The following is a 24,857-nucleotide window of genomic DNA, read 5'->3' as shown; positions in this document are numbered from 1 at the left end:
CCTCCAGCATTGAGAAACGGGTGGGTGGCGCCTGTACTGGTGCGGTGGTTCAGGCCTTGACGACCCGGCAGGCGAAGCACTTGAACGCCTGCTGGCCGGAGAGGTTGTCGTAGAAGCGGTCGTCGGGGAGGGTGTTGGCCGCCTCGTAGCGTGGGTCGCCGAAGAGATCACCCAGCTTCTGAGCGGGGCCGAAGGTGTTGGGGACGAAGACGGTGTCCGTCCTGATCCCCTCCCACAGCAGTGCTGTGCCCGTCACCGATCCGCGAGGGCTCTCGACGCGGACGTCGTCGCCGTCGGCGATGCCCGCACGCTGGGCCGTCCTCGGGTGGATCTGAATAAAGCGGATGCCGTTGAGCTGCTTGCCCGTCGGCGTCCAATGGGTGACCTCGGCGAAGTGCACGACACTGGGCCGGCCGGTCATACCCATCAGCGGGAAGTCACGGTGCACCGCGTCGCTCCCGGGCACTCCCAGACGCACCGGATGGGTGACGGCCTGCGGGTTGAGGGGATTGGTGACGAACTTGCGGCTGTAGGACAGGGTCGGATTCTTACCCGTGACCTCGGGGTGGGTGTAGAAGATCGGCAGGGCGCCGTGCCCGGTGCCTGCCAGCTTCTTCTCCAGGGCCGGAGTGGTGATCTCGATCTTGCCGCTGGGAGTGAGGAAGCGTTTGCCCCGGTTGGCCGGGTCCAGCGACTCCGCGGCCCGGTACCAGCTGGGGTGGTCCAGGTAGAGGGTGCTCACACCCGGGTGGCCCTCATCGGGGCACGGCCAGCGCAGCGGCTCGACGCGCTTCTGCATCCGCGTACGCGTCATGCCGCCCACACCGGGAGTGTGGGTGACGAAGTCGTCCCACAGCTTCGGGTAGTCCATCCACCGCTTCGGAAACGCCTCACGCCATTCGGCCGCCGGGCGGCGGGTGTCCAGTTCGGCCATCGCGTGCGCGAGGCCGACCCAGATCTCCCAGTCCGGCCGGGACTCGCCGACACGGTCGACGACCTGCTCCTGCCAGCGGATGGCCCGGTCGTCACGGCGCATGTAGACGCCTTCCATCTCCAGTCCGCTGCAGACCGGGAGGATGACGTCGGCGTAGTAGGCGGCCTCTTCCATGAACAGGCCGGTGTAGACGTAGAAGTCGAGCTGCTCGAAGGCTTCTTTGACCTTGGTGGTGTTCGCGGAGGACACCAGAGGGTTGCCCTGGGACATCACCGCACGCAGCCGGTAGGGGTTGCCCGTCAGGATGGACTCGGCGAAGTAGTCCGGCCCGACCGGCAGCGCTTCACGCCGTTCGGGCACCTCGGCCTCCAGAGGCGGCAGGTGCAGGTCGCCGGGCCAGGTGTTGTGCATGAAGTTGCAGCCGGCGCCGGGCTTGCCGATGTTGCCGGTCACCGCGGCGAGGAAGGTGAGCACCCGGTAGGTGTCGAACGCGCCGAGCTGGTGCGAGATCCCGGCGTTGCAGAAGATCGCCGCCGTTTCCGCCGTCGCGTACTCCACGGCCATCTCGGTGATGACCTCGGCTTTGAGACCGGTGACCTTCGCGGCCCACGCGGGGGTGTACTGGTGCTCGGCCAGATGCGCGCGCAGTTCGTCGAAGCCGACGACCCAGCGTTTGACGAACGCCTTGTCGTACAGCTCCTTCTCCACGATGTGGTGGAGCATGGCCAGCAGCAGCGCGAAGTCGGTGTGCGGCTTGGGCGCCACCCACCGGTCAGCCACGGCTCCGGTCGGCGTCAGGCGCGGGTCGACCACAGTCAGGGTGGCCTTGGTCTTCGCCCGGCCGCGCAGCAGGTAGTCGAAGGTCACCGGGTGGGTCTCGGCCTGGTTGGTGCCCAGGAACAGGTAGTGACTGGCCGAGCCGAGGTCGTCCTTGCCCGTCGCGCCGTCGGTTCCGTACCCGTTGGTGAAGTTGCCCAGGCCGAAGGAGGTCGCGAGTGCGTTGCCGCCGGCGTCGTTGCACACCGGGCCCACGTCGGTGTTGTTGGGGCTGCCCAACATCGCGAAAAGGCGGGCCACGAGCGACCCGGTGCCGCGGGGCAGACGGCCGGTGGTGCGGTTGGCGATCGTGTGCGCCTGCCCGGCATCGCGCAGTGCCAGGAACTTCTCGGCGATGGTGCGCAGGGCTTCGTCCCAGCTCACAGCCTCGAACTTGGAGTGCGGTGAGCCCTTCGCCCCGGAGACGCGACGCAGCGGGCGGGTCAGCCGTTCGGTGTTGTAGACGAGCTGGGGCATCAGCTCGGCCTTGACGCACACCTGTCCCTGCTGGACGGGGTCGCGGTCCTCGCCCCGTACGGCCAGTACCCGGCCCGCCTTGAGATCGACGTTGAGCCGGCAGTTGGAATTGCAGAACTGGCAGGCCGTGGCGACGGTCTTGTCCGGGGTCAGTGCAGCGGACTGGTCAGTGAAGTCTGCGCTCGCCCGACCGTCGACAGCGGGTAACCCGCCCGTCGCGGTGGATCCTTCGGCGGCGTGAGCTGAGATCACCGGAAGCAGGACCGGCGTTCCAAGGCCGGCGCCGCCGATGACGCTGCCGCGGACAAAGCCGCGCCGGGACATACCGTGCTGATCATGCTTCATGGAGACGTGGGGATCCTTCCGCCTGGTGTGGGGAACGAGGCGGGCATGGCGGTGCCCGGGCCGTGCGGACATGCCGCACGGCCTTGTCACAGCAGATGTTGCTCGGTCGTGGTCAGGAGGTGAGTGTCGACAGGGCGTTGGTGTCGGCCTTGGCCCGCACAGCAGCCAGGAAAGCCTTGAGAATCTTGTGCTCGGCGCCCGGAGCCGACGAGAGCTCGGGCTGGAAGAGGCTGCCCATGAAGAACGGGTGCCCCTCGATCTCCAGTGCGCGCGGTGCGCCGTCGATGTCCCAGGCGCTGAGCTGCAGCGAGCCCTGGTTGGCGGCGTCCATGAAGGTGTCGGTCAGCCCGTAGTCACAGTGGAAGATCTCCTCCACCTCGGTGGTGCCGTAGATGGAGGCGAGCCGGGAATTCTCCGCGACCCGCAACGGGGCCTTCTCACCGCGGAAGGAGCACTTCAGCGGCGTGACAAGGGGCATCAGCTTCTCGGGGTCCTCGTCGACGCCGATGGCCTCCGGCAGGTGCAGCACGTTCTGGGCGTGCTCGATCAGGGCGCTGAAGAAGCCGCCGCAGGTGCCCAGGAACGGGAGTTGGTTCTCCCGGGCATGGCGCACAGCGATGTGTACGCCCTTCTGGTTGAAGTACGGCGCTCCCGGCACTACCCATACGCCGTCGAAGCTGTCCAGGAAGGAGGCGTCGCTGATTTCGGTGGTCGGTATCCACTCGGTGGTCAGGTCCCACTGCTCACGCATCGCGTCGATCTTCGGGTGAGACGGCTCGTCATGATTGCCGTGGTCTCCCACGAGGGCAAGGCGCGGCTGGGCGTGGACTGACATCGTTGTCCCCTTCAATTACAGGAAGGCCATGAACTGCTTTCGCCAGTGACAGTTCCAGCCCCGTGAACGCAGCGGAGCGCGTGCCGAGCGCACCGCTGCGCGGGTGTGGTGTGGTGTGGTGCCTGAGGTGACGTCAGGACCGTGCCGCCACGCACGGATTCCATGACAAGAGAAGTGAGGGGTGCTACCGCCGCGTTGGCGGTGGTGTGGCTGGGAGTTGCCGCCTACCGGATGTACGCATGTCTTCCAGCCCCCTAGCCGCCCCGTGCAGAGGTCCTTCGCAGGCCCTCCGTGCTGCTTCTCGCTCAATTTATCGATGGCGGTCAAAGTATTCGAGTGCCCCTCGGTAACTCTGGAAACTATTGCGCCATCACTACTGCGCGGTAGGAGAAATCTCGAAATGAGCGGTTGATTCGAGTAAGTGCCTTCCCATCAGCCGCGTTGGTCGAGATCGGGACCTGGCCGATAGCCCGTCCCGGATGATGTCGCTTCGTGCTCACCTCGTCGCTTTGGGTGCGTTTAGGCATGCCAGCGCGTCAAGTGCCCTGATTCGAGGGCCACTTGAACGGGGTCTGTGGAGATGGCTGGAATCGGTGCACAAAGTTAGCCATTATCAACAGCGATGACTGTTGATAGCGGCGGATGCTGTTTAGTCTGGAGTGGCTGGCAGCCGGCCTGCTGTCCGAACCCCGCGGACACGGGCGGCGCCGGCCGCCCTACGGGGCGCCAACCTGTTCCGTTCGAGGAGAAGTTAAGTGACCCGCTCCGCCGGCCATCCCCGCCGATGGCAGATCCTGAACATCCTGTGCCTGAGCCTGGTCCTGATCGGCCTGGACACCCTCATCCTGAATCTGGCGCTGCCAAGCATCCAGAAGGATTTGGACGCCACCAGCAGTCAGCTGCAGTGGATGGTCGACTCCTACGCCCTGGCCTTCGGCGGACTGCTGCTCATGGCCGGCGGTCTGTCCGACCGGTTCGGCCGCAAGCGGCTTCTCACCATCGGCACGGGCGCCTTCGCACTGACCAGCCTGGGTGCCGCGTTCGCCTCGAACGCCGAGATGCTGATCACCTTCCGTGCCCTCATGGGTATCTCCGCGGCGCTGATGATGCCCGCCACCCTCGCCATCATCAAGGACGTCTTCCCGCGTGAGGAGCAGGGCAAGGCGATCGGCATCTGGTCCGGCGCGGCCGCCGTCGGCGTGCCGCTCGGCCCGCTGGTCAGCGGGCTGCTGCTGGAGCACTTCTGGTGGGGGTCGATGTTCCTCATCAACGTGCCCCTGGCGGCCATCGCCCTGATCGGCGGAGCCAAGCTGATCCCCGAGTCCAAGGCCGAAGCTCACCCCGGACTGGACCTCGTCGGCGCTCTGCTCTCGGTGGCCGGACTGGTTGCCATCGTCTACGGCCTGGTCGAAGCGCCGCACAACGGCTGGGGCGACATCATCACCCTCGGCTCCCTCTTCCTCGGCGTGGCCCTGATGGTCGCCTTCGTCGTGTGGGAGCGCAAGACCGCCCATCCGATGCTCGACGTCGGCCTGTTCCTCAACGCCCGCTACGGGGGCGGGGCCCTGGCGATCGCCGCCACGTCCTTCGGGCTCTACAGCGGCCTGTACCTGCTCACCCAGTACCTGCAGTCGGTACTCGAACTGGACCCGCTGGGTGCGGGCCTGCGGATGCTCGCCATCGGCACGATGATGGTGGGTGCCCCGCTGTCGGCGAAACTGGTGGAGCGCGCGGGCCTGAAGGCCACGGTGGTGTCCGGTCTGCTGCTGTGCGCCGTGGGACTGGGTGTCCTGGCCGGGCTCACCGTCGACGACGAGACGCAGTCGCTCATCGGGCTGGCCGTGTTCGGTCTGGGCATGGGTATCGCCCTGCCGGCCGCCGTCGACGCCATCCTGGTCGTCTCCGCCGCCCGCCAGGCAGGAGCCGGCTCCGCGGTCGCGGACGTGGGCATGCAGGTCGGCGGCGCCCTCGGTATCGCCATCAGCGGCAGTGTGATCACCACGCTGTACCGTGACGACCTGCCTCAAGCCGCTCAACTGCCGGGAGAGGCCGGGCAAGCGGTGCACGAGTCCCTGACCGGTGCGTCGGCAGTCGCCCAGCAGCTCGGTGGCGCCGCCGGCCAGCGTGTCCTCAACGCGGCGCAGGAGTCCTTCGTCGGCGGATTCGCCACCACCCTGCTGATTGCCGTCGGTGTCGCCGTCGTCGGCGCTGTCGCCGCCGCGGTCATCCTGCCGAAGGCTCGCGTCGGCGACGACGATGGCGCAGCACAGCTGGAAGCCAGCGACCACAGCGGCAGTGCAGACGCACCTGCCGCCTCCTGAGGACCGAGGGAGCGACAGTGCATAGGATCGAAGCCACAGCCCGGCCCGGCCCACGCGCCAGGACCGGACGCGGACCGGACAGCCGGTCCACGGGCGAGAGGGAGGTGGCGATGGCCAGGCCATCGAAACTCAGGGTGGCCGTCAGCGATCCTGCCCAGTGGCTGAGCGAACGCGAGCGGGCACAGATGCTGGCGCCCAAACTGCGGGCCCTGGCGGACGAGACCCGGCTCACGCTGATCCTGTTGATCGCTCAGCGCCCCCGCACGGTCAAGGAGTTGCAGGAGGCCACAGGTCTGAGCCAGACCTTGGTCAGCCATCACCTGGCTCCGCTGCGCGAGCAGAACCTTGTCGAGGCGATTCCCAAGGGCCGCAGCAATCAGTACGTGATGTGCTGCCAGACCTTGGCCGAACCGTTGCGCATGTTCGCGAGCCTGGCTGCCATGGACCCCGAGACGGTTGCGGCCTGTCTTCAGACCGGGGACGGCGAGCCCGCGACGGCCCAAGGAGCCTGAAGCCGGGAGCCGGTGACGAAGGGGGTGTTCCGCGCCGCGCGCGGAACACCCCCTTCAGCGTAGGCGCGTTACTGTCGCAGATCGCTCTGGAAGCGGTCCCGGATGTCCAGCGTGCTGAGCGCGTGGGTCGCGCGCGGCGGCATGGCCCCCGTGCGAGGCAGTGTCTTGACGCAGACCAGATGCGGGCCGGGAGTCGCCTGGGCCCGTGCCATCGCCGCCTGCAGGGCGTCCTCCCGGTCGCAGACGACCGCGCTGGCGTAGCCGGCAGCCGTCGCCATGTCGGGGAACGAGGTGGTCGCCGATGTGGTGGCCTGCCCGCCGGTCGATTCATGGACCCGGTTGTCGAGCACGACGTGGATCAGGTTGGCGGGCGCCTCACTGCCGATCATCGACAACGCGCCGAGGTGCATCAGCAGCGCGCCGTCCCCGTCCAGGACCACTACGGGCCGCTCCGGATGCGTCAGAGCCACACCAAGGCCGATGGAGGAGGCGTGGCCCATGGAGCCCTGCATGTAGAAGGTGCCCGGCGTATCGGCCACCGCGAACGTGTCACGGCCGGTGAAGCCCGTGGTGGCGATGACAGCGGCTTGCGGCGCGGCGGCGGTGACGATCCGAATAGCTTCCGAGGCCGGCAGCCCTTCGGTGTGCGGGTCGTTGGCCGCGGTGGCCTTGCCGATAGCGCCTCGTTCGACCAGGACGAACGGCGCCCGCTGCTCGGCCAGATCCTTCTCCGCCTTCTCCAGGACCGCGGAGAACTCCTCCACTCCGTCCTGGGCGTACAGGGTGTGATGCGGAGTGTTGACGCTGTCGAGCAGTTTGGGGGTCGCCGGGCCCATGACCTCGTGCTGCGGCTCGTCCGTGGCCGGGTCGGGCCAGCCGCGCAGACTGGTGAAGGTCAGGATCGGCAGTTTGTAGGTCATCACCAGCGAGGTGAGCGGGTTGATGAGGTTGCCGAGACCGGAGTTCTGCAGCATCACATAGGCACGCTGTCCACCCAGGGCGGCACCGGCGGCCACCGCCAGTGCGTTGCCTTCGTTCGGCGCGGGTACGTAGCGGCCCGGGCGCGTGCTCAGATGCGCGATCGGCCCGCCGAAATGGGAGCAGGGAACGCCACTGGCGAACGTGAATCCACGGTCGGCCAGCAGATAACAGAATTCTTCTGCGGAGATCATGTGCGGGGCAGCTCCGTTTCAGGGGTGGCGGCCTGTGTCGTGGACGGCGCCTGGTCCGCAGCCTGGGCCTGGCGGCTGCGGCGCCTCATCTTTATGCCCTCGATGATGATCGGGATACCCGAGATCAGGACGATGCCGATGACCATGCCTTCGATGTTGTCGCGGACGAAGGCGATCTGGCCGAGGTAGTAGCCGACCAGGGTGAGACTGACGGACCACAGGACGGCACCGATGACGTTGAAGAGGAAGAACGTCCGGTAGTTCATGCGGCCCACGCCGGCGGTGATCGGGATGAAGGTACGGAACACCGGGATGAAGCGGGCCATCACCAGGGCCTTGGGGCCGTGCTTGAGCATGAACTCCTGTGCGCGCTCGGCGTTTTCCTGCTTGAAGAAGCGGGAGTTGGGCCGTCTGAACAGTGCTGGGCCTACCTTGCGACCGAAGGCGTAGCCGAACTGATCACCCAGGATGGCCGCCGCGGCGATGGCCAGCATGACCACCCATAGGGGCTGGTGCAGGATCTGGTCGTTGGCGACGAGCAGGCCTGCGGTGAACAGCAGTGAGTCGCCGGGCAGGAAGAAGCAGACGATCAGGCCCGATTCCGCGAAGACGGTGGCCATGATGCCCAGCAGGCCGAAGGTGGAGATGAGCTGTTCCGCGTCGAGCAAGGGTGATGAGGCGAGATTCTGCACAGGTGCCCCCCTGGACGTTGGTGAGAGTGAGCGGACATGCCGTCTGCCGGCCCCGTGGCGGGGCCGGCAGACGGTCGGGGTCGGTCAGTTGGCGGCCCAGCTGGGCCGCTCGTCGATGCGTACGACAGCGCAGGTGATGGACACCCCGCCGCCGTGGGCGACGATCAGGACGTGGTCGCCGGGACCGACCTGCCCGGTCTCCACCAGGTGCGTCAGGCCCACGACCTGGTCGTTGACCGTCATGTGGCCCAGATTGCGGCCGAAGTCGAGCAGGCCCTGTTCGGGGGAGAGGCCCATCGGGTCGAGGATGACCTTCAGGTAGCTCTCCTGGCCGGTGAAGACGTGGCAGACACGGGTGATGTCCCCCGACTCCAGACCGGCTTCGGCCATGGTTCGCAGAGCTATCTCTGTGCGCAGCTCGCCCTGACGGCGTACGACCTCTGCGACGGTCTCCTCCAGCCCGCCGCCGGCAGCCAGACGCTCCTTGAAGTCCATGCTGCGCCCCACTGTCAGTGACGGTGGAAAGAGCGGCTCGCTACCGCGGTACTGCTCCTCAACCTCGGCGGTGGAGCCGGTGTTGATGGACAGCAGACTCGCGAAACCCTCGGACTTCGACAGCAGGACCGCGCTGCCCCCGTCACCGAGGACACCGTTCTGGATGCCGAAGGCCCACCGGTTGAAGTTGGGCGTACCGACGTTGTCGGCACCGGTGATCAGCGCGGCATCGCGCTCGGGCACAGCCTGGAGGTAGCAGGCGGCCAGTTCCAGAGACCCGATCAGGCCGCTGCAAGCCTGCCAGACACGGAAGGAGGGCACGTCACGGTCGGACAGATGCCGCAGGATGTAGTGCTGCGGCGACCACCCCTCCGGCCCCTGCTCGTGACCGCAGGCATGGATATGCAGGTCGATGTCGTGCGGGTGCAGCTCGGAACGTTCCATCGCCTGCCGGGCGGCGGCTATCGCCATGTCCGGAGCAGGCATGTCGCCGGCGACAGCGGCACCGGTCCAGCCGTAGAACTCGTACTCGTCGGCGTCGTACAGGCCCAGAGCGACGGCCTTACGGGCATCGACGATCTCTGGGATGTACGCGCCCAGGCCGGCGATGCGAATGTCGGTGGTCTTCATGAGTCGGTCCTCGTCACTCGCTCGGTCAGGCCGAGTTGTCTGCGGAGTTGAGTTCGGTGGCCAGGGCCTGGGCGACGGTGGTGACGGTGCCGTCCTTGAGGAGTTGCACCATGGGGAGTTTGATCTGGTAGCGGCGTTCGATGCGGTTGCGCAGTTCGACGGCCATGAGGGAGTCCATGCCGAGGCGGTTGAGGGGTCGGCTGACGTTGACGCGTTCGGCGCGCAGCCCCATGACCACGGCTACTTCCTGCTTGAGGAAGTCGAGCAACTCGCTGCTGGGCGTGGCGTGTCCGGGGGCAGGAGTCTGCGGCGTGGGCTGAGCAGTAGCCGCGGGCTCCGGGACAGACGTGGCAACGACCGGTGCCGGAGCCGGTGTAGCAGCCTTCTGCGCTGGCGCGTCGTCGGCCGTGGTGGGCGCCGTGGCAGTGTCCGCTGTGCTCTTGGGCGCGGCGTCGGTGGAGTTGAGTTCGGTGGCCAGGGCTTGGGCGACGGTGGTGACGGTGCCGTCCTTGAGGAGTTGCACCATGGGGAGTTTGATCTGGTAGCGGCGTTCGATGCGGTTGCGCAGTTCGACGGCCATGAGGGAGTCCATGCCGAGGCGGTTGAGGGGTCGGCTGACGTTGACGCGTTCGGCGCGCAGCCCCATGACCACGGCTACTTCCTGCTTGAGGAAGTCGAGCAACTCGCTGCTGGGCACGGCCTGGCCGGAAGCCGGAGCCTGCGGCACAGGCAGGGCAGCAGCCGCGGGCTCCGGGACGGCCACAGGGACGACCGGTACCGGTGCCGGCGCGACCGGGTGTTGCGCAGCGGGCTCGGCAGCCCGGGACGGCGTGACAGGCTCGACAACCCGCTCCTCACGGGCGGGGGCCTGCTGCCTGGCTCGGTTGCCGCCGGTCAGATGCTGCAGCAGCGGAGCCGTCGCGGCACTCGGGTAGGCACGGGCCCACGCGGGCCAGTCGGCCGGCAGCACCGCGGTCTGCACCCGGCCCTCGGCCAGGATCCTGCCCAGCAGCGCCAGTCCGTCGGCCGGGCTGAAGGAAGCCATGCCCTGCGGCAGCAGAGTGCGCTCGTCCTCCTCTTCCTTGCGGGCCACCATGCCGACGCTGTCCCAGAAGCCCCAGTTGACGACCGTGGCGGGCAGTCCCTGGGCATGCCGGTGGTGGGCCAGCCCGTCGAGGAAGGCGTTGCCGGCCGCGTATCCGCCCAGCATGGGAGAGCTGAGCAGGGCCGAGCCGGAGGAGAACAGTACGAACGCGTCCACCGACTCCTCGCTCAGCATCCGGTGCAGGTTCCACGCCCCGGACACCTTGGCCGCCAGGACGCGGTCCATCTCGGAGCCGCTCATGTCGCTCAGCGGGGTGTAGTCGATGACCCCGGCCGCGTGGAAGACACCGCGTACGGGCGGCAGTCCGGTGCGGCGCCGGGCTTCGAGCATCGTCTTCATGGCCTGGGCGTCGGCGACGTCCACCGCCTCGTACGTCACGTGCACGCCGCGCTCGCGCAGCTGCCTGATCACGGCGACAGCTGCGGCCTGCGGATGGTTCGCGTCCAGTTCCGCATCCCACTGCGGCAGCGCGCTGCGGCCGGTGAGCAGCAGGTGCCGGGCTCCCTGGTCCGCCAGCCACAGTGCGAGCTGTCCGCCGATGCCGCCCGCGCCCCCGGTGAGCAGGTAGGTGCCGTCGGCATGCACGGTCACGGCCCGGCCGCGCGGGCCGTTTGCTGCTGCGGCAGGCGCCTGGCCGAACGACAGCACGATCTTGCCGGTGTGCCGGGCCTGGGCCATGAGGCGGAAGGCGTCGGCTGCCTGCTCGACGGGGTACACCGTGTGCGGCAGGGCTTGCAGGTCGCCCTTGTCGACGAGGGCGGCGGCGTCCCGCAGTACTCGACCGGCGCGCTCGGGAGCGTGCTGGATCATGTGCACGACGTCGATGGCGTGGAAGGACAGGTTGCGGGCGAAGGCCCCCAGCGGCAGCGCGTTGTTGTCGAGGATGTCGCGCTTGCTGAGCTCCAGGTAGTGCCCGTACGGGGCCATCAGTGACAGGTTCGCTTCGATCGCCTCACCTGCCAGGGTGTTGCAGATGACGTCGAAGCCCTCTTCCCCTGCGGCCGGCTTGAAGGCTTCGGCGAAGGCGAGGCTGCGGGAGTCGGAGACCTGCTCCACACCGAGTTTGGTCAGCAGTTCACGCTTGGCGTCACTGCCGGCGGTGGCGAAGACGCGGGCTCCCTTCCAGCGGGCCACGTTGAGCGCGGCTCGCCCGGTGCCGCCGGTGGCGGTGTGGATGAGGATCTTCTGGCCGCGCTCCAGGCGGGCCATGTCGTGCAGCGCGTGGTAGGCGGTGAGGTAGGCGGCCGGCAGCGTCGCGGCCTCGGCCGCGGTGAGCCGGGACGGCTTCGGGGCAGTGAGGCAGGCGCGCGTGACGACTTCGGAGGCCAGGGACCCTTCGGCGAAAGCGATCACCTCATCGCCCGCCACGACGTCGGTGACGGCGTGGCCGGTTTCGATGACCGTGCCGGCGCACTCCCAGCCCATTACAGGCGGCTTGTCGTCCTGTCCGGGGTACATGCCAAGGCTCAGCAGCACGTCGCGGTAGTTGACGCCGGCATGGCTGACCTGGATACGGACCTCGTCCGCGGCGAGGGCACGCGAGGGCGTGTCGAGCAGCTGCAGGTCGTCGATGACACCGGGAGCGGGCAGCGACAGCGCCTGCGGCGTGCGGGCTGCGGTGTCCGCCGGGCGCAGCCGGGCGGCAAGACGGCGGCCGTCGCGCAGCGCGATCTGGTCCTCCTGGTCCGCGTTCAGCATCAGCTGCGCCAGGGCGGGAACGCTGGCTGCGGACCGGTCGAGGTCTACCAGGCGCGGATGCAGCGCGGGGGCCTCGGCGGCCAGCGTGCGGCCCAGCCCCCACAACATGGCCTGGAGGGGATGGCGCACTTCCTCTGCGCCACCGGTGGCCTGGGACAGCTGGGTGAGCAGCCACAGCGGCGGGTGTCCGAGCGACTCCTTCTCCAGGGCGTGGGTCAGGTGCAGGACACTGTGCGCGGCCAGCAGCTGGGCACGGCGGATCTCGGTGGATGTGGCGTCCAGGCCGGCCTGGGCGTCCAGTGCCCACAGGTGGACGATGCCGCGGCAGGCGCCGTAACGGGCGACGTCGACCAGGACCTCGCGGTAGTGCCCCTCGTCCGCCGGATCGATGCGGTAGCGGTCGCCGCCTCCGGCCAGGTGACCCGCGCCGGCGGTGACGGCCACCACGCGCTGCCCACGGCCCGTCAGTTCCCGCACCAGGGCCCGCCCGGTGGATCCGCTGTCGGTCAGCACCAACCAGAACCCCTCCGGGGTGGTGGAGGCAGTGTTGGGGACGGGCAGAGGCGCCTGGTCCCAGGTGAGCGTGTGCAGCCAGGTGTTGCGCGCACTGTCGTGCGGGGAGGCCGGGGAGGCGGGGGTAAGCGGTGCTGTCACGGAATCCTCGGAGCGGGGGTGGAGCAGGGCGGGGGCGTGGCCGGCCAGGTACTGCAGCCGCAGGCCGCGCATCTGGGCGATGAGGCGGCCGTCGTCGGCGCGGATGTCGATGTCGGCGACGAAGGAGTCCTCGCGCGCGGACGGCAGGAGCCTGGCGTGGCTGAACAATGAGGCGGGCGGTTGCTGGTAGAAGCGGACCTCGTCGATGCCGCCAAGGACGAAGACGCCTTCCTCACCGGGCACGGTCAGGGGGCGGGCGGCGGCCATGGAGTGGCCGCTGGCGTCCAGGAGCGCCGGGTGGAAGTGGTGGCGGGCCAGGCCGTCCACGAGCGGGGCGGGGCAGGTCAGCTGGGCGAGGACTTCGCCGTCTGCGCGCCACAGTTCGGTGATGCCTTGGAAGGTGCCGTTCCACTGGTTGCCGCGTTCGGCATTCCAGGGGTAGAAGTCGTCGGCGCTCTGGTGCTGCGGCAGGCGGGTACGGATCGACTGGAGCGCTTCGCTGGGCTGGGGCGCGTTGCCGGGCAGCGCGCGAGCGGTGGCCTCGGTGTTCAAAGTCCAGTCGTCGGCGTCCGCGTCCTGGCTGTCGATGCGGCAGTGCAGCGAGCCGTCAGGGCGGGGGGAGAGGGTGACCCGGACCTCGGGTGCGGGTCCTTCCTCGTCCAGGAAGAGGGCGCGGTGGTAGTGCACCTCACTCAACGACAGCGCGCCCGCGCCCAGTTGGGTGCGCGCGGCGGCGCTGATCAGTTCCAGGTGGGCGGTGCCCGGCAGGATGATCGTGTCCTGGATGCAGTGGTCGCGCAGGTAGGCGTTGTCGGTGAGCCGCAGAGGGCCCTGCCAGACGCGTGTGGTTCCCTCGGCCGGGACCGGCCGGCCCAGCAGCGGATGCGCGGGCTGCTCGGCGGATTCCGGTTCGGCAGGTGCCGTGGCGGCAGGTGCCGCGGGGGCGGGGGTCTGGCTTATCCAGTGGCGGGTGCGCTGCCACGGGTAGGTGGGCAGCGGGACGTAGTGGCCGCCGGCGGTCAGCTTGCCGAGGTCGAGGTCGGCGCCGGCCGTGTGCAGGGCGGCGGCGAAGGTCAGCAGTGCGGTGCGCTCGTCGGAGTGGCGGCGCAGGCTGCCCACCGCCGTGGTGTCCGTACCGGTGGCCACGCGGCTGGTCTCGCGGATGCCGGCCACGAGCAGCGGGTGAGGGCTGACCTCGACGAACACCGTGTCGCCCAGGTCGAGTTGGCCGCGGACCGCGCCGACGAAGTCGACCGGCTGGCGGATGTTGCGTACCCAGTAGTCGGCGTCCATGCCAGAGCCGTCGACCACTTCGTTGAGGAGGGTGGAGTGCAGGGGGATGCGGCCCGCACGCGGGGTGAGGTGGGACAACTCGGCGAGCAGGTCCTCGCGCAGGGCGTCCATCTGAGGGCAGTGCGAGGCGAAGTCGACGTTGACACGCTTGTTGTCGATACCGCGGGCGTCGAGGTCGGCCAACACCTGCATGAGGGCGTCGACGTCGCCGGACAGCAGGGTGGAGGTGGGGCTGTTGATGGCGGCGACCGCCACCTTGTCCTCGTGACCGGCCAGTGCGGCGGTGGCTTCGTCCGCGGGCAGACCGACCCAGGCCATCGTGCCGCGACCGGAAAGACGCTTGGCCAGGCGACTGCGGCGGCAGATGACCGCTGCGGCGTCGGGCAGCGACAGCGCGCCGGAGATGTAGGCGGCGGCGGATTCACCCATGCTGTGGCCGATGACCACGTCCGGCTCGATGCCCCAGGAGCGCCACAGTTCGGCCAGAGCGATCTCCATGGCCCACAGGGTGGGCTGGATGACGTCGAGCTGCTTGAGCCGCTCCTCGTCCGCTGAGCGCAGAAGCTCGATGACCGACCAGCCGGTCTCGGCCTTGATGGCTTCGTCGCAGGCCTGCATGGTCTGGTTGAAGACCGGTTCGGTGTCCAGGAGTTCGCGGCCCATGCCCGGCCACTGGGAGCCCTGGCCGGGGAAGACGAACGCGATCCGGGGCGCCGCTTCGGGGTCGGTGTAGTCGCTGGAGGACAGACCGGGCTCGTTGCCGCCTTCGACGAAGCCGCGCAACGCGGCGATGGTCTCGGCATGGTCTTCCATGGGCATCGCGAGCCGGGCGTCATGCGGGGTGCGGCGCAGTGCTGCGGAGTAGCTGATGTCGCGCAGCGTGTGCTGGGCGCCGGGGCCCTCAAGGTGGTCGGCCATGGCGTCGGCCGTGGCGGCAAGGGCTTCGGGGCTGAGGGCCGACAGCACCAGCAGCTCGCTGCGGGAGTCCGGCGCCGGGGCGTCGGCGGTGCGGGTGGCCGGCTCGGGCGCCGCTTCCAGGACGAGGTGGGCGTTGGTGCCGGAGAAGCCGAAGCTGGAGACCCCGGCGATGGCGGGACGGCCCCGCTCGGGCAGCGGTGTCGCCTGGGTAGGAATGGTGAGCGGCAGGTTGTCCCAGTCCACGGCCGGGTTGGGGTTGTTCAGGTGCAGGTTGGGGGGGACCGTCTTGTTCTCCAGGCACAGCACGGCCTTGATGAGGCCGGCGATTCCGGCCGCCGCTTCGGCGTGACCGATGTTCGTCTTCACCGAGCCGACCAGGCAGCGCTGGTCGGGAGTGCGCGGGCCGACGATGTCGCCCAGGGCCTGCAGTTCGACCGGGTCGCCGACACTGGTGCCGGTGCCGTGGGCCTCGATGTAGTCGATGTCGGCCGGGTCGACACCCGCGTTGGCGTAGGCACGGCGCAGTACGCCGAGCTGGCCCTCGACGGCGGGAGTCACGAGGTAGCCGCTGCTCTGGCCGTCGTTGCCGACGGCGGAACCGCGGATGACGGCCCGGATACGGTCGCCGTCGGCCAGAGCCGCGGACAGAGGCTTGAGGATGACGGCGCCGATGCCGTCGCTGCGTACGAAGCCGTCGCCGGAGGCGTCGGCGAACTTGCAGCGGCCGTCGGAGGCGAGCATGCCGGCTCCGGAGTAGACGACCCCCTCCTCCGGAAGCAGTACGAGGTTGACGCCGCCGGCGATCGCCAGGGGGCACTCGCCGAGCCGGATCGCCTGTACGGCGTTGTGGACCGCGACGAGCGCGGAGGAGCAGGCGGTGTCGACGGTGAAACTGGGCCCGCGCAGGTCGAAGGCGTACGAGAGGCGGCCTGAGGTGATGGCGCGTGAGGCGGCGCCGGTCATCGCGTACAGGTCGAGCTGATCACGGTTGTCGTACTGCAGATGCCAGTAGTCGCCACCGAGTTGACCGATGAACACGCCCGTGTCGGAGCCCGCGATGCTCGGCAGGGGCTGGCCCGCGTCCTCCAGGGCTTCGTAGGCGACTTCCAGCAGCAACCGCTGCTGGGGGTCCATACGGTCGGCCTCGCGGGGGGAGACGCCGAAGAACTCCGCGTCGAAGGCGTCGATGTCGCGCAGCAGCCCGCCCCACCGGCTCACCGTGCGGCCGGGGGTGCGGGGCGTGGGGTCGTAGACGGCGTCGATGTCGTAGCGCTCGGACGGGATGTCCGTGATGGCGTCACGTCCCTGGAGCAGCATGTCCCAGAGCTGTTCAGGGCTGGTGGCATCGGCGAATCGTCCGGCCAGGCCGATGATGGCGATCGGTTCACTGGCGGTCTCAGCCGCGCGGGTGGAGTCGTGAGGCATGGATGTCCTTCCGGGCATGGCGAAGCCGTTCACTGGTGAAGCAGCACGGAAGGAACTGCGGTACAGGCGCGGCGAACCGGCAAAGAGGAACCGGCCCGGTGGCGGGCGCACATACCGAGGACAAAGCGGGAGTGGCGGGAAAGCGTCGGCTCCGCTGGCTGAGCGGCCGCGTGCGGGGCGAGCGCACTGACCGTTCACGGGCCGGGCGCGGCTATCGGCACAGCCGCTGCTTCCCGATGTCGAGGTGGCACTGGGCGCTTGGCCCCGTACCGCTATCCCCGCTGATTCGACATGTATCGAGATTGGCCCGACGCAAGAGTCAAACGCAACGCGGCGCGGAGTGAGGCTCGTCACAACCCGTCAAGCCCGGACGTGAGGTTGACATTCATCAAATCAGAAGCGAGGCTGGAGCTTTGATTCGTTGTTTATCTATATAGGCGGTTGTGATGCGTTCGCTCCCGCGTCGCCGTCTGAACCGCCGCGACAGGAGCCGACTTTGACGAGTGAATCCGCCGGTGCCGAGCAGACCCGTTCCTGCTGTGCCGCGATCGACGCACTACGGCAGCGGGCAGAGCAGCGAACCGAGCAGCACGCACAAGCGGACCGCGGTGAGGGCCTCGTGACGCCCTCGACCGCTCCCACGCAAGACGCCTGACTCCCGCCTCGCCCCTCGTGAAAGGACACCGCACCGTGGTTGACCTCACCCCCGACCGTCTGCCCGTCGCCGTGATCGGAGCTGGCCCCGTCGGCCTTGCCGCCGCAGCGCATCTGGCCGAACGCAACCTCCCCTTCGTCGTCGTGGAAGCCGGCGACGCCGCGGCATCGGCCGTACAGGCCTGGTCCCACGTTCAGCTCTTCAGCCCCTGGGAGTTCAACACCGACCCTGCCGCCCGCCGTCTGCTCGCAGCTGCCGGGTGGGAGGAGCCCGACGCCTCCGCCCTGCCCACCGGCGGCGACCTCGTCAAGCAGTACCTCCAGCCGCTGGCCGAACTGCCCGCCCTGGCCCCCCACATCCGTTACGGCACTGCCGTCACCGCCATCAGTCGCCTGGGCATCGACCGTCTGCGCACCGCCGGCCGGGAAGAAGCCCCCTTCGTCCTTCGTCTGGCCGACGGGGACGAAGTGCTCGCCCGCGCCGTCATCGACGCCTCCGGCACCTGGAACCAGCCCAATCACCTCGGCGCCAACGGCCTGCCCGCCCACGGCGAGCAGGACGCCGCCGCCTGGATCAACCACGGCCTGCCCGACGTCTTCGGGGCCGACCGCGACCAGCACGCCGGCCGCCACACCGTCGTCGTCGGCGCCGGACACTCAGCGGCCAACACCCTGCTCTCCCTGGCCGAACTGGCCGACACCGCACCGGGCACCACCATCACCTGGGCCATCCGCGGAGCCGACCCGGCCGGCTCCTTCGGCGGCGGCAGCGACGACGAACTGCCCGCCCGCGGGGCCATCGGCTCCGGCCTGAAGATGCTCGTGGACACCGGCCGTGTCGCCCTCGCCCCCAACTTCCGCACCCACACCGTCCGCACTCTGGGCGGCGACCCCGGGCGCGACCAGGTCGAACTCATCTCCCGGGGCCCGGACGGCACCGAGCAGACCCTCACCGCCGACCGGGTCGTCGCGGCCACCGGCTTCAGGCCCGACTACCGCATCGCCGACGAGCTGCGCCTGGAGCTGGACCCGATCATGTCCGCGTCCCGTGCGCTGGCGCCGCTGATCGACCCCAACCAGCACTCCTGCGGCACCGTCACCCCGCACGGCTACCGCGAACTGGCCCACCCCGAGCCGGGCTACTTCGCCGTCGGCATGAAGAGCTACGGGCGCGCTCCGACGTTCCTCATGCTCACCGGCTACGAGCAGGTCCGCTCCATCGCCGCCGCCCTCGCCGGTGACATGGAGGCCGCCCAGTCGGTCGAACTGCAGCTGCCCGAGACCGGGGTGTGCTCGGTGACCGCCGGGGGTGAGGCGATCGCACTGCGCCTGGGTCTGAGCAAGGAGCAGCACGAGCAGCTCCTGCACGTCACCGCCAAGCACCTGGGCACCTCGGCCACCGCCTCGGACGCCGTGCTGTCCGCCGCCACGGAACTCGGCATCGACCACACAGCCGCCCTGCAGCTGGCCGCCTACGCCGCCGACATGTTCGACGCGCCCGGCGCCTCCGGCTGCTGAACGACGCCGCCGCGGTCGCCTCCCCGCACCGGGGGAGACGGCCGCAGCGGCGCTTTGGCGTCAGGAGGTGCGGTGCACCTTGTGCTGCGCCGCCTGCGCGCGTGGCCGCACCACCAGGAGATCGATGTTCACGTGCGACGGCCGCGAGACCGCCCAGGTCACCACGTCGGCGACATCCTCGGCGACCAGCGGCTCGGCGACCCCGTCATAGACGGCATCGGCCTTGTCCAGGTCCCCGCGGTAGCGGTTGAGGGAGAACTCCTCGGTGTGCACCATGCCCGGGGCGACCTCGACGACCCGCAGAGGCTCCCCGCAGACCTCAAGGCGCAGGGTCTCGGCCAGTACGTGCGCCCCGTGCTTCGCGGCGCTGTAACCGCCGCCGCCCTCATAACAGGTGAACGAGGCGGTTGAGGAGATGACGACCACGACCCCGTCTCCAGAGGCTTTAAGGCTCGGCAGCAGCGCCTGGGTCATGTGCAGCGCCCCGACGACGTTCACCTCGAACATGGACTGCCAGTCGCCGGGATCGGCGTGCTCGATGTGTTCCGTCCCATAGGCGCCGCCGGCGTTGTTGACCAGTACGTCGCATGTCGGCACCTGCTTGGCGAAGGCGCGGACCGCCTCCTTGTCGGTGACGTCCAGCGGGAAAACTCGGGCCGTTCCGCCCTCGTCCCCGATCTCCTTGGCGACGGCCTCCAGCCGGTCGGAGCGGCGTGCGGTGAGGACGACCTCGAAGCCGTCGCGAGCCAGTGCCCGCGCGGTCGCAGCCCCGATTCCGCTGCTGGCTCCCGTGACGACGGCCGTCCTCGCGGACCGTCCTGCGTCGGCGGTGCGCACGTCTGTCATGCTTCCCCCAGCTTAATGATTAGATAGGCATCGAATTAAGCGATCTTGGCAGGAGGCGGAACCGGTGTCAACATAGATGCATGTCGAAACTAGCGCAGTTGGCGGCCGCCCCCGTCGCCCCGCCCTGCTGCCCGTCCCTCACGGACCGGGAGCTGACCGATGAGGAAGCCGAACTCACGGCCGCCATGTTCAAGGCGCTGGGGGACCCGGTGCGGCTACGCCTGTTCTCCAAGGTCGCCTCTCATCCTGACGGTGAGGCCTGTGTGTGCGACATCGCCGATGTCGGCGTTTCCCAGCCCACGGTCAGCCACCACCTGAAGAAGCTCCGCGAAGCGGGCCTGCTGCTGTCCGAACGGCGCGGAACCTGGGTCTACTACCGGCTCGCTCCCGCGGTCCTCGCCGCGCTGTCCGGATTCCTCACCACCGGCGACTGAACCGCGCTCTGACGCGCTCGCCGAGCCCTGGCGTGAGGGGCTGAGCCCCGACATGCCATGTGTGTCTGAGTCATGCCCTGCCACCGGCGCTGAGTCCTGTCGCGTCCTGCAGAGCGAGCTCGGTATGTGACGCCAGGAATGAACTGGCGATCCGCCGCTGTCCTGTGAAATTTCCCCTGGTCTCGTCTCCGGCTCCGCCGCCCGAGCGACCTTTTTCGTGCCCGCGCCCGCGGCCGTGCCGCCGTGCGCCGCGCATCTTGCGTGTGACGCCCGCCCTCACCCTCCCGCGGTGAAGATCGTTTGCCTTGAGTTCCGGGAAGTGGTTGACAGCCGCCGCGGATCGACGCCAAGCTGATTCTTAATTCGGCAACAGTCGATATAGCGAAGTCGCGGCAGCCCGTTGTGGCGTGGCGACGACCGTGGTGTTCCCTGACGCACCGACGCGCAGGGGACCTCCACGTCCTCGATCAGCGACGCGCCGCCCCTCGGCCGCGCCCTCCATCCCTGTCAGTTCGCCTGTTCAAAGCGCCCTGCGTGAGAGGACTCGCACATGACCAGCACCATCCTCAGCACTGCTCAGGACCGCCCCGACAACATCCTGCGGAGCGACGACGGCCGTCCCTCCGAGCCCAACATCTTCCTGTCGGGCGGAAAGGACATCCCCGAGGACCTGCGGGTCCATCAGGTCGCGGACTTCACGGACCGGGTGAAGCTCAGCGTTCAGAACCGTTACGAGCACTTCGAGGCAACCGCCGAGGTACGGGACGTCGACGGACGTTCCCTGCGGGTCTACGGATGGATCTACCGGACCTACATGGCTGAGTAGGACTTATCCCATGTCACAGGCATGGAGAACCAGCGGCAGCGGTCACCACTGTCGGCCCGTGCCGTCACCTCCTCCACCACCAACGCCCACGAAAGGCCCTCTGACCATGGCGCGCGAGTCGGAGTCCGGACTGCCCATCGAACCGGTCTACGGGCCCGCAGCACAGGGGGACTGGGACCCGGCCGAGAAGCTGGGCCAACCGGGCGCGTACCCCTTCACGCGTGGTGTCTACCCGTCCATGTACACCGGCCGGCCGTGGACGATGCGCCAGTACGCCGGCTTCGGTACGGCGACGGAGTCCAATGCCCGCTACAAGCAGCTGATCGCCAACGGCACGACGGGCCTGTCGGTCGCCTTCGACCTGCCCACCCAGATGGGCCACGACTCGGACGCGCCGATCGCGAGCGGCGAAGTGGGCAAGGTCGGCGTGGCGATCGATTCCATCGACGACATGCGGGTGCTGTTCGACGGGATCCCGCTGGACAGGGTGTCGACGTCGATGACGATCAACGCGCCCGCTGCGCTCCTCCTGGTGCTCTACCAACTGGTCGCCGAAGAGCAGGGGATCAGCGCCGACCGGCTCACGGGAACCATCCAGAACGACGTGCTGAAGGAGTACATCGCACGCGGGACGTACATTTTCCCGCCGACGCCCTCCCTACGTCTGACCGCGGACATCTTCAAGTACTGCCGTGCCGAGATGCCCAGGTGGAACACGATCTCGATCTCCGGCTACCACATGGCGGAGGCCGGTGCCTCGCCCGCCCAGGAGATCGCCTTCACCCTGGCGGACGGCATCGAGTACGTACGCACGGCGGTAGCCGCCGGCATGGATGTCGACGACTTCGCGCCCCGCCTGTCCTTCTTCTTCGTGGCCCGCACGACGATCCTGGAGGAGGTCGCCAAGTTCCGTGCCGCCCGCCGGATCTGGGCGCGGGTGATGCGCGAGGAGTTCGGTGCGAAGAACCCCAAGTCGCTGATGCTGCGCTTCCACACGCAGACAGCCGGTGTACAGCTGACGGCCCAGCAGCCCGAGATCAACCTCGTCCGCGTCGCGGTGCAGGGCCTGGCCGCGGTCTTGGGAGGCACCCAGTCGCTGCACACCAACTCCTTCGACGAGGCCCTCGCGCTGCCGACCGACAAGTCCGCGCGCCTGGCCCTGCGTACCCAGCAGGTCCTCGCCTACGAGACGGACGTGACGGCGACCGTCGACCCCTTCGCCGGCTCCTATGTCGTCGAGCGGATGACCGACGACGTGGAGGTGGCCGTACTGGAACTGATGCAGAAGGTCGAGGACCTCGGCGGCGCGGTCAACGCCATCGAGCACGGCTTCCAGAAGAACGAGATCGAAATCAACGCCTACCGCATTGCTCAGGAGACCGACTCCGGCGAACGGGTGGTCGTCGGCGTCAACCGCTTCCAGCTCGACGAGGAGGAGCCGTACGAGCCTCTCCGCGTCGACCCGGCCATCGAAGCCCAGCAGGCTGAACGCCTCGCCACGCTCCGCGCGGAGCGTGACCAGCAACTGGTGGACTCAGCGCTGACGAGCCTGAAGAAGGCCGCCGACGGCGAGGACAACGTGCTCTACCCGATGAAGGAAGCGCTGCGAGCGCGAGCAACGGTCGGTGAGGTGAGCAACGCCTTGCGGGAAGTCTGGGGAACCTACGTCCCGTCCAACCTCTAGAGCTGAGCCGACACGCACTTTGAACGAGGAGCCGTCATGCCGTCTTCACCCCTGCGCGTCATCGTGGCCAAGCCCGGCCTCGACGGCCACGACCGTGGCGCGAAGGTCGTCGCACGAGCACTGCGAGACGCCGGAGTGGAAGTCATCTACACGGGGCTGCATCAGACCCCCGCGCAGATCGTAGCGACCGCTGTCCAGGAGGACGTCGACGGCATCGGACTGTCTGTCCTGTCCGGGGCCCATATGACCACCTTCGCGGAAGTCGTGAGGCTGCTCCGGCATGAGGACGCTGAAGACATCGTCGTCTTCGGAGGCGGCATCATCCCCGCGGACGACGTCGAAAACCTCCTCAAAGAGGGAGTCGCCGCACTGTTCACGCCAGGGACTTCGATGGCGACGGTCGTGGACTGGGTGACGACGCACGTGGGAGCGAGCAAGGACTCTCTCGATCCCGTGCCTTCGTAGCATCCCCTGAACGACAAGAACCTCGTACGTGTGGTGTCCGGAGCCCACCGCCCGAGTGCCGACCGTTGCTGCGACGCCGACCTGTCACGGTCGCCGGTCACGGATAATGAGACGGGAAGCACTGAGCGTTGAGGGAGGCCGGTATGCGGGTCGGTGGTTGGGGTGCGGACATCGGGACGCGACGCTGCCGGGCGCTGCGGACAGACGCCGTGCGCAACCGGACCAGGATCCTCGCCGCAGCCCAGGAAGTGCTTGTCGAGCAGGGCTGGGAAGCGCCGTTGGACGAGATAGCACGTCGCGCTGGGGTGGGTAACGCCACTCTCTACCGACACTTTCCGGTTCGGGATGCGCTGCTGGCGGAAGCGATCGAGCGAATCGTGGTGAACGTCGCTGATGCGGCGGAAGAGGTCGCTGCGAAGGACGACGATCCCTGCGTCGCGTTGCGCCATTTCTTGGAGACCGCAGCTCACGAGCGGCTGGCTGCCCTGTGCTGCCTGTCAGAAGAAAAAGCTGGCGTGCGTCCGGAACTGGCACGGCAGAAGGGCCGGATGATGCAAGCCGCTCAGACGTTGCTGAACCGTGCGCAACAGACGCAACAGGTGCGCGCAGACATGTCGTTGGAGGAGATCATCATGGCCGTCGCTCAGCTTGGCCGCCCGCTGCCGGGCACCAGCTGGTCCGCCACTGACCAGTTCGGCCCACGCATCCTGCGCTTGTATCTCGACGGCCTGCTGGCTTCGGCTCCCGCCTGAAGGACACCGCCAGGCCGCTGCAACTCGGGCATCACCGGGCCGGCGATAATGCCGACGGCACGGCGAACCGACACGATGTAGTTCCCAGTCGTGGGCGCACCACTCCGGGGCGCGCTGCACAACTTTCCTACGCGGCTGCCACCCTCGCTCACCCCTCCGCCGCTATGGCGCACCGCACGTGAGGTGAGTTGTACATCACAGCGATGGCCGCTCAGGGTGGCTCGTGCGCGGCACCCGGAGGGGTTTCAGCCCTCTTGTGTGGAAAGCCATTGTGCAGACAGTGCATCATTCTGTCCGGCACACGGCAGTCAGCCGGTTCAGACAGCTTGTTGCCCCGACCAGGGGAGAGCGCTGCATGACTGCGCACCCGGCGGTTTGCGATGGCATTGACCCCATCGGGCGGCAACTAAAAGGCCATCGGGCGCACCGTTGGCGCTGCTCGACGGGCCCGACAACCCGTATCCATGGATCATGTGCTCCCGCAGCCCAGCTGTCGATACACGGAGACAGAGAGCCAGGTCCGGGAAGGCCGTCCTAGGTCTCACTGTTGCTGAAGTCCGCTGGTTCCCAACTGACGTGTTGCCAGGTTCTTATAAGGATGGCACCGCATGTGCGGTACTGTTCTTATAACTTGGAGTCTGTCTAGCCCCGGAGGTTGCATGGCCGTCCTTTCCGTCGCCGCACCCGAGCCCGACGACTATCGCGTGCAGCTGGCTGCCCTCGGCACCAAACTGGAGTACCTGCATCCCGCCCTGCGGGCCGGTGAGGTCGCCCGTCGCTCCGTAACGCCCAACCACCCAGCCAACACGGCGGGCACCCGGGCCTACCAAGAGCACGTCCGTATCGTCCGGGAGATGCACATCCAGAATGAGGGCTGGAAGCGGCTCCTGCATGACCATCTGGAAGTGGTCTGCAGCCCCGACGGGGCCATCGCGATCGGCGCCATGGCGGGGGACGCCGCGACGGGGGACCGCGGGCTTCACCCCCGAAATCAGCGCCGCCGAGGTGCCGCGACGGAACGTGCCGCCGAGGTCAACACTCAGCTGGAGTTCTTCCCCCGGCCGGTGCCCCGTCACGAGATTGCGCTGAGTGAAGAAGAGGCCGATCGGCTGCAGATCTGGTTCCTCGTCTCGTACCGGGTCGAAGACGGCGACAAGCTGCACATCCACAGTGAGCTGTCACTGCCGGGCGAGGTCACCGACGGCTACGTCACAAAATGGAAGCAACGCATACCTCTCCCGGCCCTCGAAATGGACGGAATCGAACCGCTGTACGAAGATGGACCCGGCGAGATCGACATCCCCGTCGACTTCCGCTGATCGTCCGTCCTGGTGCGGCACTGTCTACCTAGTGCCG

At 68.4% G+C, this 24,857-nt stretch carries 16 protein-coding genes; 9 read left to right on the top strand and 7 right to left on the bottom strand.

The genetic code is table 11. The features are described 5' to 3' along the window. Positions 1-49: 49 nt before the first annotated feature. Both K3769_RS10890 and K3769_RS10885 read right to left on the bottom strand, forming a co-directional pair. Positions 50-2,572 carry a molybdopterin-containing oxidoreductase family protein gene (locus K3769_RS10890; RefSeq protein ID WP_267026236.1) on the bottom strand — a complete coding sequence of 841 codons (2,523 nt, stop codon included), beginning with the start codon at positions 2,570-2,572 and terminating at the stop codon, positions 50-52. 112 nt (positions 2,573-2,684) lie between these two features. Next, the gene (locus K3769_RS10885; protein ID WP_267026235.1) at positions 2,685-3,407 is read right to left on the bottom strand and encodes a glutamine amidotransferase-related protein; all 723 of its coding nucleotides are present in this window, start codon (positions 3,405-3,407) and stop codon (positions 2,685-2,687) included. Between the two features lie 755 nt (positions 3,408-4,162). Here K3769_RS10885 and K3769_RS10880 point away from each other — a divergent pair. Then, positions 4,163-5,728: an MFS transporter gene (locus K3769_RS10880; protein ID WP_267026234.1), complete on the top strand. Its 1,566-nt coding sequence runs from the start codon at positions 4,163-4,165 to the stop codon at positions 5,726-5,728. Positions 5,729-5,838: 110 nt separating this feature from the next. Continuing rightward, positions 5,839-6,240 carry an ArsR/SmtB family transcription factor gene (locus tag K3769_RS10875; RefSeq protein ID WP_267026233.1) on the top strand — a complete coding sequence of 134 codons (402 nt, stop codon included), beginning with the start codon at positions 5,839-5,841 and terminating at the stop codon, positions 6,238-6,240. 68 nt (positions 6,241-6,308) lie between these two features. On the opposite strand, the gene aepY is transcribed toward K3769_RS10875, so the two are convergent. The 4 genes from aepY to K3769_RS10855 form a co-directional block, all read right to left on the bottom strand. Continuing rightward, positions 6,309-7,412 carry a phosphonopyruvate decarboxylase gene (gene aepY, locus K3769_RS10870; protein ID WP_267026232.1) on the bottom strand — a complete coding sequence of 368 codons (1,104 nt, stop codon included), beginning with the start codon at positions 7,410-7,412 and terminating at the stop codon, positions 6,309-6,311. Further along, positions 7,409-8,104 carry a DedA family protein gene (locus K3769_RS10865; RefSeq protein WP_308216302.1) on the bottom strand — a complete coding sequence of 232 codons (696 nt, stop codon included), beginning with the start codon at positions 8,102-8,104 and terminating at the stop codon, positions 7,409-7,411. The genes aepY and K3769_RS10865 overlap by 4 nt, the downstream gene beginning before the upstream one ends. An 84-nt stretch (positions 8,105-8,188) precedes the next feature. Continuing rightward, a complete protein-coding gene (locus K3769_RS10860; protein ID WP_267026231.1) occupies positions 8,189-9,229 on the bottom strand; it encodes a ketoacyl-ACP synthase III family protein in 1,041 nt (346 codons plus the stop codon). A 25-nt stretch (positions 9,230-9,254) separates the two neighbouring features. Beyond that, complete coding sequence (locus K3769_RS10855) at positions 9,255-16,322, bottom strand: type I polyketide synthase (protein ID WP_267026230.1); 7,068 nt, start codon at positions 16,320-16,322, stop codon at positions 9,255-9,257. 690 nt (positions 16,323-17,012) lie between these two features. Between K3769_RS10855 and K3769_RS10850 the strand changes: the two genes are divergently transcribed. Further along, on the top strand, positions 17,013-18,494 hold the full coding sequence (locus tag K3769_RS10850) for an NAD(P)-binding domain-containing protein (protein ID WP_267026229.1): 1,482 nt from the start codon (positions 17,013-17,015) through the stop codon (positions 18,492-18,494). A gap of 60 nt (positions 18,495-18,554) precedes the next feature. On the opposite strand, the gene K3769_RS10845 is transcribed toward K3769_RS10850, so the two are convergent. Further along, complete coding sequence (locus tag K3769_RS10845; protein ID WP_267026228.1) at positions 18,555-19,340, bottom strand: SDR family oxidoreductase; 786 nt, start codon at positions 19,338-19,340, stop codon at positions 18,555-18,557. Positions 19,341-19,420: 80 nt separating this feature from the next. Between K3769_RS10845 and K3769_RS10840 the strand changes: the two genes are divergently transcribed. The 6 genes from K3769_RS10840 (at position 19,421) to K3769_RS10815 (ending at position 24,820) form a co-directional block, all read left to right on the top strand. Beyond that, the gene (locus K3769_RS10840) at positions 19,421-19,774 is read left to right on the top strand and encodes an ArsR/SmtB family transcription factor (RefSeq protein WP_267026227.1); all 354 of its coding nucleotides are present in this window, start codon (positions 19,421-19,423) and stop codon (positions 19,772-19,774) included. Positions 19,775-20,324: 550 nt separating this feature from the next. Next, entirely contained in the window at positions 20,325-20,600 is a 276-nt protein-coding gene (locus tag K3769_RS10835; RefSeq protein ID WP_267026226.1) for a DUF5988 family protein, read from the top strand. Positions 20,601-20,706: 106 nt separating this feature from the next. Continuing rightward, positions 20,707-22,284: an acyl-CoA mutase large subunit family protein gene (locus tag K3769_RS10830; RefSeq protein ID WP_267026225.1), complete on the top strand. Its 1,578-nt coding sequence runs from the start codon at positions 20,707-20,709 to the stop codon at positions 22,282-22,284. 36 nt (positions 22,285-22,320) lie between these two features. After that, positions 22,321-22,749: a cobalamin B12-binding domain-containing protein gene (locus K3769_RS10825; protein ID WP_267026224.1), complete on the top strand. Its 429-nt coding sequence runs from the start codon at positions 22,321-22,323 to the stop codon at positions 22,747-22,749. A 209-nt stretch (positions 22,750-22,958) separates the two neighbouring features. Continuing rightward, a complete protein-coding gene (locus tag K3769_RS10820; protein WP_267026223.1) occupies positions 22,959-23,501 on the top strand; it encodes a TetR/AcrR family transcriptional regulator in 543 nt (180 codons plus the stop codon). Positions 23,502-24,160: 659 nt separating this feature from the next. Beyond that, positions 24,161-24,820 carry a hypothetical protein gene (locus K3769_RS10815; RefSeq protein WP_267026222.1) on the top strand — a complete coding sequence of 220 codons (660 nt, stop codon included), beginning with the start codon at positions 24,161-24,163 and terminating at the stop codon, positions 24,818-24,820. The last annotated feature ends 37 nt before the right edge of the window (positions 24,821-24,857 follow it).

This window comes from Streptomyces ortus, from assembly GCF_026341275.1.
Lineage (GTDB): Bacteria > Actinomycetota > Actinomycetes > Streptomycetales > Streptomycetaceae > Streptomyces > Streptomyces ortus.
Note: the sequence above shows the minus strand (reverse complement) of the source record. Positions and strands in the feature narration are given on the sequence as shown.